Source organism: Bacillus jepli (assembly GCF_047238305.1).
Lineage (GTDB): Bacteria > Bacillota > Bacilli > Bacillales > Bacillaceae_L > Ferdinandcohnia.
In genome coordinates this window covers 3,776,606-3,794,346 of sequence record NZ_JBDFMO010000001.1, presented here as the reverse complement: position 1 = coordinate 3,794,346, position 17,741 = coordinate 3,776,606, and the positions used below count along the sequence as shown (strand labels likewise).

General features: G+C 36.9%; 19 protein-coding genes. 11 read left to right on the top strand and 8 right to left on the bottom strand.

Annotated features, from left to right (window positions below; translation table 11 throughout):
- Positions 1-129 precede the first annotated feature (129 nt).
- On the top strand, positions 130-795 hold the full coding sequence (locus ABC371_RS19415) for a potassium channel family protein (RefSeq protein WP_412898291.1): 666 nt from the start codon (positions 130-132) through the stop codon (positions 793-795).
- A gap of 93 nt (positions 796-888) precedes the next feature.
- On the opposite strand, the gene rnjA is transcribed toward ABC371_RS19415, so the two are convergent.
- The 3 genes from rnjA to def form a co-directional block, all read right to left on the bottom strand.
- Complete coding sequence (gene rnjA, locus ABC371_RS19410; protein ID WP_412899397.1) at positions 889-2,556, bottom strand: ribonuclease J1; 1,668 nt, start codon at positions 2,554-2,556, stop codon at positions 889-891.
- Positions 2,557-2,562: 6 nt separating this feature from the next.
- The gene (locus tag ABC371_RS19405) at positions 2,563-2,772 is read right to left on the bottom strand and encodes a DNA-dependent RNA polymerase subunit epsilon (RefSeq protein ID WP_136380595.1); all 210 of its coding nucleotides are present in this window, start codon (positions 2,770-2,772) and stop codon (positions 2,563-2,565) included.
- Between the two features lie 768 nt (positions 2,773-3,540).
- A complete protein-coding gene (def, locus tag ABC371_RS19400) occupies positions 3,541-4,092 on the bottom strand; it encodes a peptide deformylase (RefSeq protein WP_412898290.1) in 552 nt (183 codons plus the stop codon).
- Positions 4,093-4,293: 201 nt separating this feature from the next.
- On the opposite strand from def, the gene ABC371_RS19395 reads away from it, so the two are divergent.
- From ABC371_RS19395 to lpdA, 5 genes are all read left to right on the top strand, one after another.
- The gene (locus ABC371_RS19395; protein WP_412898289.1) at positions 4,294-4,965 is read left to right on the top strand and encodes a YkyA family protein; all 672 of its coding nucleotides are present in this window, start codon (positions 4,294-4,296) and stop codon (positions 4,963-4,965) included.
- Between the two features lie 517 nt (positions 4,966-5,482).
- Positions 5,483-6,592 (top strand): pyruvate dehydrogenase (acetyl-transferring) E1 component subunit alpha, encoded by a 1,110-nt coding sequence (gene pdhA, locus ABC371_RS19390; protein ID WP_412898288.1) that lies wholly within the window; start codon positions 5,483-5,485, stop codon positions 6,590-6,592.
- 3 nt (positions 6,593-6,595) lie between these two features.
- Entirely contained in the window at positions 6,596-7,573 is a 978-nt protein-coding gene (locus ABC371_RS19385; RefSeq protein WP_412898287.1) for an alpha-ketoacid dehydrogenase subunit beta, read from the top strand.
- A 173-nt stretch (positions 7,574-7,746) separates the two neighbouring features.
- The gene (locus tag ABC371_RS19380; protein ID WP_412898286.1) at positions 7,747-9,042 is read left to right on the top strand and encodes a dihydrolipoamide acetyltransferase family protein; all 1,296 of its coding nucleotides are present in this window, start codon (positions 7,747-7,749) and stop codon (positions 9,040-9,042) included.
- Positions 9,043-9,048: 6 nt separating this feature from the next.
- Positions 9,049-10,458 (top strand): dihydrolipoyl dehydrogenase, encoded by a 1,410-nt coding sequence (lpdA, locus tag ABC371_RS19375; RefSeq protein WP_412898285.1) that lies wholly within the window; start codon positions 9,049-9,051, stop codon positions 10,456-10,458.
- 58 nt (positions 10,459-10,516) lie between these two features.
- Here the strand turns inward: lpdA and ABC371_RS19370 are convergent, their stop codons facing one another.
- Together ABC371_RS19370 and ABC371_RS19365 are read right to left on the bottom strand one after the other, a co-directional pair.
- A complete protein-coding gene (locus ABC371_RS19370) occupies positions 10,517-10,897 on the bottom strand; it encodes a thioredoxin domain-containing protein (RefSeq protein WP_412898284.1) in 381 nt (126 codons plus the stop codon).
- Between the two features lie 592 nt (positions 10,898-11,489).
- Positions 11,490-11,918: a DUF1885 family protein gene (locus ABC371_RS19365; RefSeq protein WP_412898283.1), complete on the bottom strand. Its 429-nt coding sequence runs from the start codon at positions 11,916-11,918 to the stop codon at positions 11,490-11,492.
- A 278-nt stretch (positions 11,919-12,196) separates the two neighbouring features.
- Between ABC371_RS19365 and ABC371_RS19360 the strand changes: the two genes are divergently transcribed.
- On the top strand, positions 12,197-12,313 hold the full coding sequence (locus ABC371_RS19360; RefSeq protein ID WP_412898282.1) for a GapA-binding peptide SR1P: 117 nt from the start codon (positions 12,197-12,199) through the stop codon (positions 12,311-12,313).
- A gap of 58 nt (positions 12,314-12,371) precedes the next feature.
- On the opposite strand, the gene ABC371_RS19355 is transcribed toward ABC371_RS19360, so the two are convergent.
- Positions 12,372-13,844 (bottom strand): aminotransferase class I/II-fold pyridoxal phosphate-dependent enzyme, encoded by a 1,473-nt coding sequence (locus ABC371_RS19355; RefSeq protein WP_412898281.1) that lies wholly within the window; start codon positions 13,842-13,844, stop codon positions 12,372-12,374.
- Positions 13,845-14,099: 255 nt separating this feature from the next.
- On the opposite strand from ABC371_RS19355, the gene ABC371_RS19350 reads away from it, so the two are divergent.
- Positions 14,100-15,059 (top strand): NAD(P)H-dependent flavin oxidoreductase, encoded by a 960-nt coding sequence (locus tag ABC371_RS19350; protein ID WP_412898280.1) that lies wholly within the window; start codon positions 14,100-14,102, stop codon positions 15,057-15,059.
- Between the two features lie 11 nt (positions 15,060-15,070).
- Positions 15,071-15,334, top strand: coding sequence for a UPF0223 family protein (locus ABC371_RS19345; protein ID WP_412898279.1), 264 nt, complete (start codon positions 15,071-15,073; stop codon positions 15,332-15,334).
- 69 nt (positions 15,335-15,403) lie between these two features.
- Here the strand turns inward: ABC371_RS19345 and ABC371_RS19340 are convergent, their stop codons facing one another.
- The gene (locus ABC371_RS19340) at positions 15,404-16,039 is read right to left on the bottom strand and encodes a YktB family protein (RefSeq protein WP_412898278.1); all 636 of its coding nucleotides are present in this window, start codon (positions 16,037-16,039) and stop codon (positions 15,404-15,406) included.
- 207 nt (positions 16,040-16,246) lie between these two features.
- On the opposite strand from ABC371_RS19340, the gene ABC371_RS19335 reads away from it, so the two are divergent.
- Both ABC371_RS19335 and ABC371_RS19330 read left to right on the top strand, forming a co-directional pair.
- The gene (locus ABC371_RS19335) at positions 16,247-16,435 is read left to right on the top strand and encodes a hypothetical protein (protein ID WP_309534850.1); all 189 of its coding nucleotides are present in this window, start codon (positions 16,247-16,249) and stop codon (positions 16,433-16,435) included.
- Between the two features lie 198 nt (positions 16,436-16,633).
- Entirely contained in the window at positions 16,634-17,428 is a 795-nt protein-coding gene (locus tag ABC371_RS19330; RefSeq protein WP_412898277.1) for an inositol monophosphatase family protein, read from the top strand.
- 20 nt (positions 17,429-17,448) lie between these two features.
- Here ABC371_RS19330 and ABC371_RS19325 read toward each other — a convergent pair whose 3' ends face one another.
- Positions 17,449-17,634 carry a YlaF family protein gene (locus ABC371_RS19325; RefSeq protein ID WP_136380580.1) on the bottom strand — a complete coding sequence of 62 codons (186 nt, stop codon included), beginning with the start codon at positions 17,632-17,634 and terminating at the stop codon, positions 17,449-17,451.
- Between the last annotated feature and the right edge of the window lie 107 nt (positions 17,635-17,741).

Sequence of the window (17,741 nt, the reverse complement as noted above, 5' to 3'; positions counted from 1 at the left end):
GAAAGGACGATAAAAATTGTCCTTTCATTTTTTTAACTTGTGGATAAGGGAAGGAATATATGGTGCTTCCACAATAGTAAATAATTATGTTACAATCAATGGTATCATCAAATTGATGGGGGAATAGTAGTGAATAAAAAGGAATTTGCGGTCATTGGCCTAGGGCGTTTCGGAGGAAGTATATGCCGGGCATTAAGTGAAGAAGGCATGGAAGTTATGGCCATGGACATTGATGAAGATAAAGTGAACGAGTATTCAACAATCGCCTCTCATGCGGTTGTAGGGGATTCCACCGATGAAACTGTCCTCAAAAGCATTGGGATTCGTAATTTTGACCTTGTCATTGTGGCAATCGGGGATAACTTAAAGGCAAGTATATTAACTACCATTATCCTAAAAGAATTAGGGGTTAAACAAATTTGGGTAAAGGCACAAAACGATTACCATGAGAAAATCTTAAGTAAAATTGGTGCAGATCGAATTGTCCACCCAGAACGTGATATGGGGAAACGAATTGCTCATAATATCATTTCAAATAATGTACTAGATTATTTAGAGCTTTCAGATGAGCATAGCATTATTGAAATTGTTGCAGGGCAGAAAATTGATGGGAAATCTTTAATTGAATTAGATGTTCGTGCAAACTATGGGGTAACCATCGTAGCGATGAAAAGAGGAAGGGATATTATTGTTTCTCCTCAAGCAACCGAACAAATTCATAAAGGAGATATTTTAATCATTATCGGAGCTGATACAGACATCAGTCGTTTCGAAAAAAACTTAATCGAAGAATAAACGTCTCATTTGAGGCGTTTTTTTTATTTAAAAACCCACTGAGGATACCTCAGTGGGAGATCAACATTGAATATAAGGGTACATGAAAACGAATTAAACTTCCATAATGATTGGTAATATCATCGGACGGCGTTTTGTCTTTTCATATAGGAAAGGAGCAAGAGTATCTGTGATTTCATTTTTAATCTCAGACCATTGTGTTGTACGGCGCTCCATTACTTTGTTTAAATGCTTAGATATCAAGCTTTGCGCATCATTGATTAAATCTCCAGATTCACGCATGTACACAAATCCACGAGAAATTAAATCAGGACCTGCTGCAATCTTAAAGTCTTTCATATTAATACTTACCACAACAATAACAAGACCTTCTTCAGAAAGGATGCGGCGGTCGCGTAAAACGATGTTACCAATATCACCGATTCCACTACCATCTATATACACATTGCCTGAAGGGATTTTACCAGCTACAGACGCTTCATTCTCGCTTAGCGCAAGAACTTCACCATTATCCATAATGAAGCAATTTTCCTTAAATACACCACAATCTACAGCGGATTTTGCATGCATGATTTGCATACGATATTCGCCGTGAATTGGCATAAAGTATTTTGGTTGCATGAGACGAAGCATTAATTTTTGCTCTTCCTGCCCTCCGTGTCCGGATGTATGGATGTCGCTAAGCGGTCCATGAATCACATCGGCTCCTGCACGATAAAGCATATTAATGATACGACTAACACTCAATGTATTTCCAGGAATAGGGGAGGATGAAAATACAACTGTATCCCCAGGATTGATTTGAATTTGTCGGTGAGTACCATTTGCAATTCTTGAAAGGGCTGCCATTGGTTCACCTTGACTTCCTGTACATAGAATAACCACTTTATTAGCAGGAAGGCGGTTGATTTGGTTTGCATCTACAAAAGTGTCTTTTGGGCATTGGATATAACCGAGATCGTACCCAATTGTGATTGCCGATTCCATACTTCTTCCGAAAACCGCAATTTTTCGGTCGTTTTTAACCGCAGCTTCAACCACTTGTTGAAGACGATGAATATTGGATGCGAAAGTCGCAAAAATGATCCGACCATCAACCTTACGAAAAATATCTTGAATACTTTCGCCCACACGTCTTTCAGACATCGTGAAATTAGGAATCTCCGCATTCGTACTATCAGACAGTAAACATAGAACCCCATCCTTACCTATTTCCGCCATTTTTTGGAGGTTTGCAGGTTCCCCGACAGGTGTGAAGTCAAACTTGAAATCTCCTGTATGTACGATTTGTCCAGGAGGAGTTTTTACCACAATCCCGTAAGAGTCAGGAATACTATGAGTTGTTCTGAAAAAAGTAACCGATGTTTTACGGAACTTTATGATGTCATCCTCTTTAATCTCGATTAGCTTTGCCTGACGGAGTAGCCCGTGCTCTTCTAATTTGTTTCGAATTAAACCGAGGGCAAGCTTTCCACCATATATGGGTATATTTATTTCACGTAGTAAATAAGGAATACCTCCAATATGGTCTTCATGACCATGAGTAATAAATAAACCCTTAATCTTTTCTTCGTTCTTAACAAGATAGCTGTAATCAGGAATCACATAGTCGATTCCCAACAGCTCGTCCTCTGGAAACTTAATTCCAGCATCGATCAGGATAATTTCATCCTGGAACTGCACGCCATAAGTGTTTTTACCGATTTCCCCAAGTCCACCTAAGGCGAAAACAGCTGTTTGATCGTTCTTAACAAATTTCATCATTCATCAAATCTCCAATACTTTATAATCTTCATTTAGTTTTTCATATTCAAGAAAGGCCCCTTCCACCCGTTGAATATATTCAATGTTAATTTTCCGTTCCTTTAATTTTTGGCGAACCTCAACTTGTGATTCTGCTTCAATAAACATTGTTTTTGTATTTTCTCTTACAGGAACTTCATAAGCATCTTCTTGGTAGTAAACTTTAAATATCATTGCCAAATCTCTCCTTAATTTCCGAAAGTTAGAGTAACTTTTTCTATTATATAAAAATATAACATGATTTTCATGTTTTTTCTTTCTTTTCCTAAATATTTCTTATCAAATGTATACCTGATAGGTAAATAGAGGATGTAGCTTAGGGGGAAAGACTATGAATTTTCGAATAAAACTAATTGGAAATCGAAGATTTAATCCACCGTACACCTAAAAATATATTATATCATTAATATTAATTGTAGTACATAACAAGCCCTCCGAAACACGAAGGGCTCTATTGTCTTTCTCTTTAATGAAGACTCATTTCTAAAAGATTGTTGCTTTTAAAACGTAGGGTGATTTCCGCTCCTGGTACTCGCTTTCCGCGGGCGATCCGCAAGCCTCCTCGCTTCACTGCGGGGTCTCGCTTGGCTCGCTATTCCCGCAGGAGTCTCGTACCATCCGCTGAAATCACAGGAAGGTCATTAATTACTGTGTCCCTTCGCACAATCATATCCAAAAACAACAAAGTTTACGAAAATAGCCTTTATGAATTACGCAATTGACTTCCTTTTTAATAAATCCTGCCATTGCTTTATTAATTTTTTCCGTAACTTTTTAAGCATGACTATCATCTCCTTTTTTCTCAGACTTTAAACATTTCAAAAACGATGCGATGGTTTTAAAGTTTGTCTTTAGTATGTGGAAAAAAAGGATGTTTATCATGGAAAAATACTGGAAGTGAACAAAAAAACATCGACATGCTTGGCATATCGATACTTCAAATTAACGTTCAATTGGAATTGCATTTTCTGGTTCTGCAAAAGGATTTTCCATATTAATATGATCATAAAACATAACACCATTTAAATGATCAATCTCATGTTGAAAACAAATGGCTGGAAGACCTTTAAGCTCTACAATAATTTCTTCGCCATCTAAACTAGTTCCTTTGACCTTAATTTTTGCGTAACGGGGAACATAGCCTGGTACAGCACGGTCAACGGATAAGCAGCCCTCACCGGCTGTTAAATAACTCTTTTTAACTGAATGACTGATAATCTTTGGATTGAACAAAGCAATGCTATAAAGCACTTCATCTTCTCTTAAATGTACGGCAATCATACGCTTTGACACATTAATTTGTGGTGCTGCAAGCCCAATTCCAGGTCTTAAGCCATATTTTTCTGCCATTTCTGGGTCCTGACTGTTTTTTACATATTGGAGTAGTTCTTCCAAAATTTTTCGGTCATCAGGTGATGGAGGTAAAGCCACTTCTTTTGCGATTTGACGCAATGTTGGGTGTCCTTCACGGATTATATTATCCATTGTAATCATTGTAATCACTTCCTGCTCTTGATGCTTTTTGTAGTATTAGTTTAACAAAGGTCTTAGGATTTTGAAATAAAAAAGAAGAGGACAACCTTGTTCTAAAGCTTTCGCGACTAAATATAATTAAAATATATGCAAACCCAAAATTTATGTTATGAAAACCTATTATTATATAGTATATTGTAAGTAGCTAAGGGGGAACAGATCGTGAAAAATAAAACGTTTAAATTGTCATTTGTTTTACTTTGTATGATTTTTCTCTTAATGGGATGTGTAAATGGACCATCACCTGAAGAACAAATTTATGAGGCCTTAGAAAAAGTTGTCACAGTTGAGAAGGACTTTGAAGAACAACAAGAACCATTAGTCGAATTAGAGAAAAGAGAAAAAGAGCTTTATGATGAAATTTTAACATTGGGAATGAAAGAATTTGATCAAATTGTTACGTTATCTAAAGAAGCTCTAGGTATTGTGTCTGAACGTGAAACAAGAATTAACAATGAACATGAAAGCATCAAGGCATCTAAAAAAGAGTTTCAAAAAGTGGATTCTTTTATTTCTGAGATAAAGGAAGAAAGTGTTAAGGAAGAAGCAGATGATTTAGTTTCGGTTATGAATCAGCGGTATGAGAGCTATGAGGAATTGTACTCATCTTATACAGAAGCCATTGGATATGATAAAAAATTATATGAAATGTTTCAAAATGAAGAATTGACATTAGATGAGCTAGAGCAACAAATCAATCTCATTAATGAGACCTATGAAAAGGTGGTTGCGGCAAATGAGGCTTTTAATAAACTCACTGACCAATACAACAACACAAAGGTTTCATTTTATAAAAATGCAGGACTAGAGGTTGTTTTTAAAGAGAAAGAATAAGATACTGTGTGAAAGGGCTACCAATGTTGGTAGTCCTTTTTCTTAGGGCGTTTTTAGAATTTTAAGGTGGGAATTTCATTTTTTATGATACAGATGACAAATGTGTACTGGTACAGTTTTTAAAAATGGATAATAATCCCAAAATATATTTTTTTGTGGACAAGAGATAAAACAGTAAACAAACAATTTGACGACTCTCTTACATTGTTGTAAACTTGGAAATGGATAAAGAGCAGTTGTATTAATTGCTTTACCAAAATAATTAATACAGCTTCATTTAGGAAACAGAATATCCTTTTCGAGCATTACTGAAAGTCATTACATCTAAAGACCATGTCCATTCGGATAAAAAATGTCTTTGAAAAGATATATTTTTGGGTAACCTAATGCTGTATGTTTTGTATCATTCATAACTTTATAAATGGTTTTTCACCATAATAAAGTTGCAGCACCTTGGTGTTAGGCACAAAGGCGCATTCGAATAAGAAAATAGGGTAAGAAAGGAAGCGAGAAGAAGATGGCTGTTAAAGCGAATGTCTTTGATTTACAAGGGCAACTGAATAAGGTTGCTGAAAACTTTCCTATGTTTCAGATCTTAAATGAAGAAGGAGAAGTGGTAAATAAAGCTGCTGTTCCTGATTTAAGTGATGATCAATTAAAAGAATTAATGAGAAGAATGGTCTATACACGAATCCTTGACCAACGCTCTATTTCATTAAACCGTCAAGGGCGCTTAGGTTTCTATGCACCTACTGCTGGTCAAGAAGCATCTCAACTTGCATCTCAATATGCTTTAGAAAAAGAAGATTTCATTTTACCAGGTTACCGTGATGTACCTCAAATCGTTTGGCATGGATTACCATTATACCAAGCATTCTTATTCTCACGTGGACATTTCCATGGGAACCAAATGCCTGAAGGAGTAAATGTAATTTCTCCACAAATTATCATTGGCGCACAATACATACAATGTGCTGGTGTAGCATTGGGAATGAAAAAACGCGGTAAGAAATCAGTTGCGATTACTTATACTGGTGACGGTGGAACTTCACAGGGTGATTTCTATGAAGGAATTAACTTTGCTGGAGCATTCAAAGCACCTGCAATATTTGTGGTTCAAAACAACCGTTTTGCAATTTCTACACCTGTTGAGAAACAATCAGCGGCACATACTTTAGCTCAAAAAGCTGTAGCAGCTGGTATTCCTGGAATTCAAGTTGATGGAATGGATCCACTAGCTGTTTATGTAGCTGTTAAAGAAGCTCGTGAGCGCGCAGTTAATGGTGATGGTCCAACATTAATTGAGACTATGACTTACCGTTATGGTCCACATACAATGGCTGGGGATGACCCAACTAGATATCGTACTTCAGAGCTTGACAATGAATGGGAAAAGAAAGATCCACTTGTTCGTTTCCGTAAGTATCTTGAAGGAAAAGGAATTTGGAACGAAGAAATTGAAAACCAAGTCATTGAAGAAGCAAAAGAAGACATCAAGAACGCAATCAAAAAAGCTGACGAAACACCAAAGCAAAAGGTTACTGACCTTATTTCACATATGTTCGAAGAGCTTCCTCAAAATTTAGAGGAGCAAATGGAAATCTATAAAGCGAAGGAGTCGAAGTAAGCCATGGCGCAAATGACTATGATTCAAGCAATCACTGATGCGTTACGCACAGAATTAAAAAATAACCCAGATGTCTTAGTTTTCGGTGAAGACGTTGGAGTTAACGGCGGCGTGTTCCGTGCTACTGAAGGTCTTCAGGCTGAATTCGGTGAAGATCGCGTGTTTGATACACCACTTGCTGAATCAGGTATTGGTGGACTTGCAGTTGGTTTAAGCTTACAAGGCTACCGTCCAGTACCAGAAATCCAATTCTTCGGATTTGTATACGAAGTAATGGATTCAATTAGTGGTCAATTAGCTCGTATGCGTTATCGTTCAGGTGGTCGTTACACTGCTCCTGTAACGATTCGTTCACCATTTGGTGGAGGGGTACATACTCCAGAACTTCACGCAGATAGCTTAGAAGGTTTAATTGCTCAACAGCCTGGTGTGAAGGTTGTTATTCCATCTACACCATTTGATGCAAAAGGACTTTTAATTGCTTCCATTCGTGATAATGACCCAGTTGTATTCCTTGAGCACATGAAGCTTTATCGTTCATTCCGTCAGGAAGTTCCTGAAGGTGAATACACAATTGAGCTTGGAAAAGCTGAAGTGAAGCGCGAAGGTACTGATCTTACTATGATTTCGTATGGTGCAATGGTACATGAGTGCTTGAAAGCTGCAACTGAATTAGAAAAAGAGGGCGTTTCTGCAGAGGTTATTGACCTACGTACTGTTAGCCCATTAGATATTCCAACAATCATTGCTTCTGTTGAAAAAACAGGACGCGCAATCGTTGTTCAAGAAGCTCAAAAACAAGCTGGTATTGCAGCAAACGTAGTAGCTGAAATTAACGATCGTGCCATTTTAAGCTTAGAAGCACCAGTATTACGAGTAACTGCACCTGATACTGTATATCCATTCTCACAAGCAGAATCAGTTTGGTTACCAAACTTCAAGGATGTATTGGAAACAGCTAAGAAAGTATTGAACTTCTAATTAGACAAGGGAATAATATCCCTTATTAATAAACAGCCTTTGGTGTACGAGAGAAGAATGATTACATCATATGTATAGCCGTACACCAGGGCATATTTAACTTTATTCAGAAAAGATCTCTCTTTTTTACGAAAGGGAGAATCATGAAATTAATTTTGTAGGAGGCGAAAACCGTGGCATTTGAATTTAAGTTGCCAGATATCGGTGAAGGTATCCATGAGGGTGAAATCGTAAAATGGTTTGTAAAACCAGGCGATGAAGTAAATGAGGACGATGTTCTTTGTGAGGTTCAAAATGATAAAGCAGTAGTAGAAATTCCTTCTCCTGTAAAAGGAAAAGTACTTGAAGTACTAGTTGAAGAAGGTACTGTTGCAATTGTAGGAGATACACTTATTAAATTTGATGCTCCTGGATATGAAGACCTTCAATTTAAAGGTAGTGAATCTGAGGAAGCTCCTAAAGAAGAAGCTCAAGCTGAGCAAGCTACAGCGACTGCACCGGAAGTAAATGCACCTGCTGCAGAAGTTGATGAAAACCGTCGTGTTATCGCAATGCCTTCTGTTCGTAAATATGCACGTGAAAAAGGCGTGGATATCAAAAAGGTTGCAGGTAGCGGTGATAATGGTAGAATAATGAAGTCGGATATTGATGCGTTTATTTCTGGCGGTGCACCAGTTGCTGCAGAAACACAAGCAACCGAGGCTCCAGCTACGGCTACTCAAGAAGCAGAAAAAGCTCCTGCAAAACAACCAATTCCTGCTGGCACATATCCAGAGACTCGTGAAAAGATGAGTGGAATCCGTAAGGCAATTGCAAAGGCAATGGTAAACTCAAAACATACTGCTCCTCACGTTACATTAATGGACGAAGTAGATGTGACAGAGTTGGTTGCACACCGTAAGAAATTTAAAGCTGTTGCAGCTGAAAAAGGTATTAAGTTAACATATCTACCATATATCGTTAAAGCTTTAACAGCAGCGTTACGTGATTTCCCTGCGTTAAATACATCACTTGATGATGCTACTAACGAAATTATTCATAAGCACTACTTCAATATTGGTATTGCTGCAGATACAGAAAAAGGTCTACTTGTTCCAGTTGTCAAAGATGCGGATCGTAAATCTATCTTCAATATCTCAAATGAAATCAATGAATTAGCAGGTAAAGCTCGTGACGGTAAGCTTGCACCAGATGAAATGAAAGGTGCTTCATGTACAATCAGTAATATTGGTTCTGCTGGTGGACAATGGTTCACTCCAGTAATTAATCACCCTGAGGTTGCTATCTTAGGAGTAGGACGAATTGCTGAGAAGCCGGTTGTTAAAAATGGTGAAATTGTTGTAGCTCCAGTTCTTGCTTTATCATTAAGCTTTGACCACCGTATGATTGATGGTGCTACTGCACAAAACGCACTCAACCAAATCAAACGTTTGTTAAATGATCCACAATTATTATTAATGGAGGCGTAATTCAACATGGTAGTAGGAGATTTCCCGATTGAAACAGACACAATAGTCATTGGTGCTGGACCTGGTGGGTATGTTGCAGCTATTCGTGCGGCACAACTAGGACAAAAAGTTACCATTGTAGAAAAAGACACAGTTGGTGGTGTTTGTCTTAATGTTGGATGTATCCCATCTAAGGCATTGATCTCCGCAGGACACCGTTTTGACACAGCTAAACATTCTGATTCAATGGGAATCAAAGCTGAAAATGTTACACTGGATTTTTCAAAAGTTCAAGCATTTAAAGATGGTGTTGTTAAAAAGTTAACTGGTGGAGTTGCCGGACTTCTTAAAGGTAACAAAGTTGATGTTGTTAAAGGCGAAGCATATTTCGTTGATGGAAACTCTTTACGTGTGATGAGTGAAAACTCTGCACAAACTTACAATTTCAAAAATGCAATCATTGCAACAGGATCTCGTCCAATCGAGATACCAACTTTTAAATATTCAAAACGTGTACTTGATTCAACAGGTGCATTAGGGCTTAAAGAAGTACCAGAAAAAATCGTTATTATCGGTGGCGGTGTTATCGGTATTGAACTTGGTGGCGCTTATGCAAACTTTGGAACACAAGTAACGATCTTAGAAGGAGCAGATGACATCCTTCTTGGTTTTGAAAAGCAAATGACTACACTTGTGAAGAAGAACCTAAAGAAAAAAGGTGCAGAAATCATCACAAAAGCATTAGCTAAGGGTGTAGAAGAAACAGATACTGGTGTAACAGTGAAGTATGAATCAAAAGGTGAAGAACAATCAATTGATGCAGATTATGTATTCGTAATGGTTGGACGTCGTCCTAATACTGATGAGCTTGGTTTAGAGCTTGCTGGTGTTAAAATGAATGAAAGAGGCGTAATTGAGATTGATAAACAATGCCGTACTAGCGTAAGTAATATATTCGCAATCGGTGATATTGTTCCAGGACCTCAATTAGCACACAAAGCATCTTATGAAGGTAAAATTGCAGCAGAAGCAATCGCTGGTCACCCATCTGAAATTGACTACTTAGGAATTCCTGGAGTTGTGTTCTCTGAACCTGAACTTGCAACTGTTGGTTACACTGAGCAGCAAGCTAAAGATGAAGGAATTGAAATTGTAGCAGCTAAGTTCCCATATGCTGCAAACGGTCGTGCCCTTGCTCTTGAAGCAACTGATGGTTTCGTGAAGCTCATTACTCGTAAAGAAGATGGACTTCTAATCGGTGCTCAGGTAGCTGGTGAAAGTGCGTCAGATATTATTTCAGAATTAGGTCTAGCTGTTGAAGCTGGAATGACAGCTGAGGATATCGCTATGACTATTCATGCTCATCCAACACTTGGTGAAATTACAATGGAAGCAGCAGAAGTTGCTTTAGGAACTCCAATTCATATTGTAAAATAATGAATAGAATGAAAATCGCCCCATTTTAGGGGCGATTTTTTTGAACTTTTTTTGTTATCTAGTTATTGGAAGTTGTAGAAGAGGATAGTATGCTTTCTAGAGGGGTGATGATTTCGTCTTTGTCCACATTCCCTTCAATTTTTTGAAGAATTTTATCTTCCTGGACGACTAATAAAGATGGATATTTCTCAATCTGGTATTTCGTATAAAGTCTATTTTCGTCAGAAGAAACAACTTTCATGTTTTCAATTTCAGTCGGAAATTTATTTTTAAGTTCTAATAAAGCATCATAGTAGCTGCTTTCATTACGAAGATTATCCTCATCCGAAAAAAAGATAATTTGCTTTTCATCGGTTTCCGGTATAAGCGGCTGCGCCTTGTACGAAGAACACGAGGAAAGTATAAAAAAAGAAAGTATGATTAGAGTATATGCTTTCATTTTTATAATCACTCTTCCATAAAATAGTTAAATGTATAGGTCTTTACAGCTAATAAAACTAATACAAAACACCTATTTTTTCATTCCAGTTTATTTTATCATGTATTCGAAAAATTCTTTCCGATGTAATCGATTTGTTACATAAATGAAAAATACTACCATCTAACTGTGCATATTAATTAATATAGTAAATAGAAATTTATAGAAGACAAGCTTATGCTCGCGCCAAATGGGGTAAAAAGACGTTGCAACTTGAGAAACTGCTTTCTTAGTTTATGTTCTCTTATTGTAAATAAAGGAGAGTTTTCTAATGAGGGTATATGTAATTGGGTTGATCCAGGTTTTAATTTGGAGTACTTTTTCTTTAGTGACATGGTTGTCAGGATCTGATAGCCTACTTGCGAGAGGCGTATTATTGATTATTTTTTGTTATGTCGCTTTCGTAATCGCAACGAAAATCGGTTTGACGCGAAAAGGATCCATACTGATAACAGCTATCTCATTTTTTTGTTTTTTCTCGTTTGAAAGGGTGTTTTGGTTCCTTACGTAAAAATAGACCACATCTAACCGATATGGTCTATTTTTATTTTACCTATTTTCGTTTGTAAAAGTACATAATCCGTCCATTGAATAAATGTAATTCACCTTCCAGTTTTTTTGCTAAAAACTTACAAAATTCATTTGCTTTGCCTTTGTCTCCTGCAGTTGAAATTTCGGGAAGAGTGACTTGGATATAGCTTTGATCTGTGTTTTCACCAGTTTCGCTTACGATATTCTCCTGACCCACACCTACTATGATGCCCTTGTATTTTTGATGATCAGATTTTAAGTAAAACCAATTCTTTTCATGATTCACTTCTTTTATTTGGTAGGGAAATGCAGCGTTATCGTAATCCCAATTAAGCTGTGTGCCTGTTTTACCAGTGATTTCTTTGTAATAGTTAAAGAGGTCTTTGACATCATCAAGTGAAATATGTTGTGCATTTGAATTAGTAACAAGTTTTATGTATGCGTTTTCCAAACTTTTCACTCCTACTCCAGTAAGTATTCGGTATTTATCTCTTATTCTATGTAAATTCACTTCTATTCTAGCATTTAATCGATAAGACTTACAACTTCATATTGTTTGTGATACATGTATACATTCTTTAATATGGGATCATAAAAACAAATAAAAAATTAATAATGTTACACAATTAACCATTGACTAATTAAATGTGACATACTATTATATAAATAACATATCATAAAACGTTTTCATCGAAGGAAAAATCTACTTTTCGAAAGGGGCTTTGAATAATGGGTACAATCATCTGTCAAAACTGCAGCGAGACAATTGAGCACTTTGAATACGAGAAGGTTACAACACTTTATTCAACATGCGACCACTGTGAATGTAATCACGAAGAGAATTAATCCTTATTAAAAAATATGAAAAAAGCATGCAGATTTTGCATGCTTTCTTTTTTTGCTGTTAGCGAATTGCTCTGTGTTCTTTAATGACACGTAGGAATTTTAACTCATAATCCTCAGGTCCTTGGACAGGGAGGCCTGCTTCAATATTTGTTTGAATATAGGTTAAGTTCTCCTCAGTAATAATTTCTCCCGGGATAAAGATGGGAATACCTGGTGGGTATACCATTACAAATTCTGCGATTACACGACCTGCAGATTCTTCAAATGGAATTACTTCCGTTTCAGAGTAAAATGCATCTCTTGGTGATAAAGCGAGAACAGGAATGTCTGGAAGTAATACTTCAGGTATGATTCTTGATTCTGATAGATGGGATACTTCATCAGACAGATTAGCAAGTGCCTCAATCAGTAGATCGGCCTCTTTTTGGGAATCACCAGGCGTGATAATACATAGGATGTTATAGAGATCGGACATCTCCACTTCTATATTGTATTTTTCGCGTAGCCAAACTTCTGCATCAGATCCTGTAATGCCAAGATCTTTTACAGAAATGATTAATTTTGTTGGGTCAAAATCATATGTCGCTTTGGAACCTAAAATTTCTCGTCCGACACAATAAAGTTTTTCGATTTCGTTAATTTTATCTCGAATATAGTTGGATAAGGCAATCGTTTTTCCGATAAGGTCATGGCCTTCTGTTACTAAACGCTTTCTAGCAACGTCTAAGGAAGCCAATAATAAATATGATGTAGACGTTGTTGTAAGCATACTTAAAATCGATTGCACTCTGTTCGCCGATACTAAACCTTCTTTTACATTTAAAATTGAGCTTTGTGTCATGGAACCGCCAAGTTTATGGACACTTGTGGCTGCCATATCTGCACCGGCTTGCATAGCTGATAGGGGAAGTTCTTCGTGAAAGTGAATATGAACACCATGTGCTTCGTCAACAAGAACCGGAACTTCATAGGAATGAGCAATATCTACAATTCTTTTTAAGTCTGCAGCTATCCCAAAATAGGTCGGATTAATCACAAGCAAACCTTTTGCATCTGGATGCTGGTCAAGTGCTTTTTCAACGGAGTCAGTTGTGATTCCATGAGAAATTCCTAATGTATTGTCAATTTCGGGATGGATGAAAATAGGAACTGCCCCGGAAAAAACAATGGCTGACATAACTGATTTATGGACGTTTCTAGGTACAATGATTTTATCACCAGGGCCACAGACAGCCATGACCATTGTCATGATTGCTCCACTCGTCCCTTGAACTGAAAAAAACGTATGATCAGCACCAAATGCTTCTGCAGCGAGGTCTTGTGCCTGTTTAATAATACCTTTAGGTTGATGTAAATCATCTAAAGGTCCAATATTGATTAAATCGATGGATAGGGCATTATCACCGATAAAGTTTCGAAATTCGGGATCAATCCCAGCTCCTTTTTTATGTCCAGGAATATGAAATTGGGTTGGATTTTTTTTTGCATGTTCAACAAGACCAGTAAATAATGGTGTTTCATTTTGCGACAATTGATAACCACACCTCTTTATTTAAATAATTTTCCTTATTTCAAAATGTCTTTTTTGCATAAAACAAGAGAATTATAGCACTACTTTTACAGTTTGCATATAAAAATATTTCTTTCTTTTAAAGTGTCACAGGTAGTGGATTATTAAACATTTTTAAGGTTGTTAAACTTTACTGTATATTACATGAGACGAGATGTAAAAAAGAGGAGTTTTAGGTTGTCATCTCGAAATGAATATTTGAAAGGTGGGAGTTTAATGAATTGGGAAACAAGAGTGTCAACTTTATTAGGAATTAAATATCCAATCATTCAGGGAGGACTTGCTTATTTAGCTTATTCTGAGCTTGCGGCAGCTGTTTCAAATGCAGGAGGATTGGGTCAAATTACAGCAATGTCACTTCATTCACCAGAAGAACTTCGGAATGAAATTAAAAAAGTAAAAGAATTAACTAAAAATCCATTCGGGGTTAACTATGCAATTGGACAGCATGGTAGACCATTTTCTGACATGCTTGAAGTTGCGATTGAGGAAGAAGTACCTGTTATTACAATGACTGGAGGAAACCCTGCACCCATTTTTGAACAATTAAAAGGGGTTAATACGAAGAAACTCGTTCTTGTTGCAGCAAGAAGGCAAGCGCAAAAAGCCGAAGAACTAGGAGCAGACGCTGTGATGGTAGTTGGTCAAGAGGGTGGAGGTCACCTTGGAAGACAGGATATCGGAACAATGGTTCTTATTCCGCAGGTAGTTGATGCGGTGTCTATTCCGGTTATCGCATCTGGTGGTATTGGTGATGCACGTGGTTTAATGGCAGCATTAAGCTTAGGGGCTGAAGGAATTGAAATGGGTACACGTTTTATTGCCACGAAAGAATGTGTCCATGCCCACCAAGGCTATAAAGACGCATTGATTAAAGGAACTGAAAATGATACAGTTGTGATTAAACGATCACTTGGAGCCCCAGGTCGAGCGATTTCGAATGAATGGACCTCGAAAATTCTTCAGTTGGAAGAAGAGAACACTGCATATGAGGGATTGAAAGAATACATAAGTGGTCAAGCTAATATAAACTATATTTATGATGGGAAAGTAGATGGTGGATTTGCCTGGGCGGGTCAGGTTATGGGCCTGATTAAAGATGAACCAACAGTTGCTGAGCTTTTTGAGCGGATGATTACTGAGTCCGAGCAAATCCGAAACAGGTGGAGCAAATAGGGGTGAATAAATTGGATTATCAATATCCTATTTCTTTTGATTGGAGCACAGATGAAGTAGTTGATGTAATCTCCTTTTTTGAATGTGTTGAAAAAGCATATGAGAAGGGAATTGCAAGGGAAAGAATGATGCAGGCTTATAAGCGTTTTAAAGAAATTGTTCCAAGTAAACTAGAGGAAAAACAGGTTTGTGGGGAATTTGAGGAAACAAGTGGATATTCTGCATACCGTGTTATCCAAAAAGCAAAAGAAAATAAGGAAATCATCAAAATGTAGATTAAAAGGATGTCTTATCATGAATAGGACATCCTTTTAGCTTGTCGAAAAATGCTTCTATTTCAAAACTTACTTTGAACTTTTTTGCGCTAGCTGATATAATGGAAGTAACTTTCTGAAAGTTCCATCAATTGTTTGTATTAATTCTTCGCCATTCATATTAACTACTTTATCTCGAGAAATGTTAATTCCACAAAGAATTTCAGCCTTTTTGACTGATTGTAGTCGTGTGAACATCGATTCAAGTTCTTGGTAGTTCAACTTATGATGAATACTGGTATCTGGTTTTGTATGATCGACTGACCATAAAAAGTGGTTTGGTACACTTTCTCTAATTTGTTTCGCATGCTCCAATAAAATGTTTCCGAACTCAGCTTTAATTGGTGCTTCATATATCACTGCAAACCAAACGAAAAGATGAGTATTCCACAATCCGATTTGAAAATGAGGAAGCATTTTATATCCACGCTTATTATTTGCAAAAGCAACCCAAGTATCTTTAGGTGGATTGATTGTCCTTCTCGCATGTTTTGCGACATGTGCAAACATCTCGTCTCCTGTTAGGCTTGAAAGTGTAGGTGCAAAATAATTCCCTAAATCCTCAAATTTAGGCCGAACATGTGAAATTAATGCATTCATTCGATTTTCAAGACCATCTATTGTAAACACATCAAAGTCTTCGTTTGTAAACCCTGTAAAAGTCATTATGTATCCTCCTATTGATATTCCTATAGTCATTTTACCAAAAACATAAGAAATTCTGTACTAGTCTGCTTTGAATAGATCCGATGCTTCTAGGTATACGCACATATTTGTTACAATGCTCCCGCTTTTTCATAAGATAGTTGTAACAAGTGGAATTGTTATTTTAGGGAAAGTGAAGGATTGAAATAAACGAAAGGGGTGCGAAAATTGAAACAAGTGATAAATGATTTAAAGCGAAAAGACGGAGAGAAACGCTTAGCAGTGTTACGTCTAGAAGTAGACTATGAATTGGCAACCCTTTATGATGCGATGATTGAAAATGATGAAGTGAAAAAAGCAGAATGTAAAAAGAAACTACAAAAACTAAGCAAAGAAATAATTAAACTTGAAGCATAAAGGAATAAAACGAAAAGCGCTGACTTGGAAACACCTCTTAAATATCCATAATGATCATTTCCTAGAACAGCACAAAGGCGAACCAAACTTGGTTCGCTTTCCTTATTGCTTGCATTTCAGTAAAAAAGTGAAGTAAGCTTTTAAAGAATAATACTTAGCGTATACTATCCGATGAGATAAAAAAGTGAGGTACTTACAATGATAAATTGGAATGAAATAGAAGACTACGCCAAACATTGGATAAGAGAAGCAGGGGAACGGATAAGAGATTCGTTTCAAACAAAGCTTGTGGTTGAGACAAAATCAAATCCTGATGATTTGGTGACAAATATGGATAAAGAAACTGAACAATTTTTTATCGGAAAAATACATAAAACCTTTCCTTCACACCAGATTCTTGGAGAAGAAGGCTTCGGAGATAAACTTCAGTCATTAAAAGGGATCACATGGATTATTGATCCGATCGATGGCACAATGAATTTCGTTCATCAACAGCGCAATTTCGCGATTTCCGTTGCTGTATACGAAGATGGAGTAGGGCAAATTGGCCTTATCTACGATGTCGTCCATGACGAACTTTATCATGCACGTAAAGGTCAAGGTGCCTATTTGAATTCGACAAAAATTGAACCATTAGGGGATGTCCCTCTCGAAAAAGCCATCGTCGCGATAAATGCTACATGGGTTACCGAGAATAGACGAATTGATCCAAAAATTTTGATTCCAATCGTCAATGCTGTTCGCGGAACGCGTTCATATGGTTCTGCTGCTTTGGAATTGGCTTATCTCGTAACAGGAAGAATTGATGTATACATCACCATGCGCCTATCGCCGTGGGATTTTGCAGCAGGAGTTGTCCTTTTACAGGAGGTTGGGGGAGTGATCACGACACTTGATGGGGAGCCCTTAAACTTTTTGAAGGAAAACAGTATTTTTGTTGCAAGACCTAATTTACATAAAGAGATTTTTACCAAATTTTTAAAAAGAAAATAAAAAAGCGTGAGAAGGCAGAATCAGAGCCTGCCATTCTCACGCATTTTTTTCTTTGTCGTAAATCCTAAACCTGTAACAATAATTACTGCAATAATAGACAAAATAATACCTAATAGACTTTTTTCAGCTATTGATACACCAATCAGCATAATACAAACAGCTGTGGCAATCGCAAATAGAAGCATTGGGATATTCACGTTTTTCAAAGTAATTTGCCCCTTTCCATAATTTATTTTACAGATAAATATATATTATTTCTAGACTTTGGTATATAATATTTTAGTTGCGACTCTTTTCGGAAGTAAAAAAATGT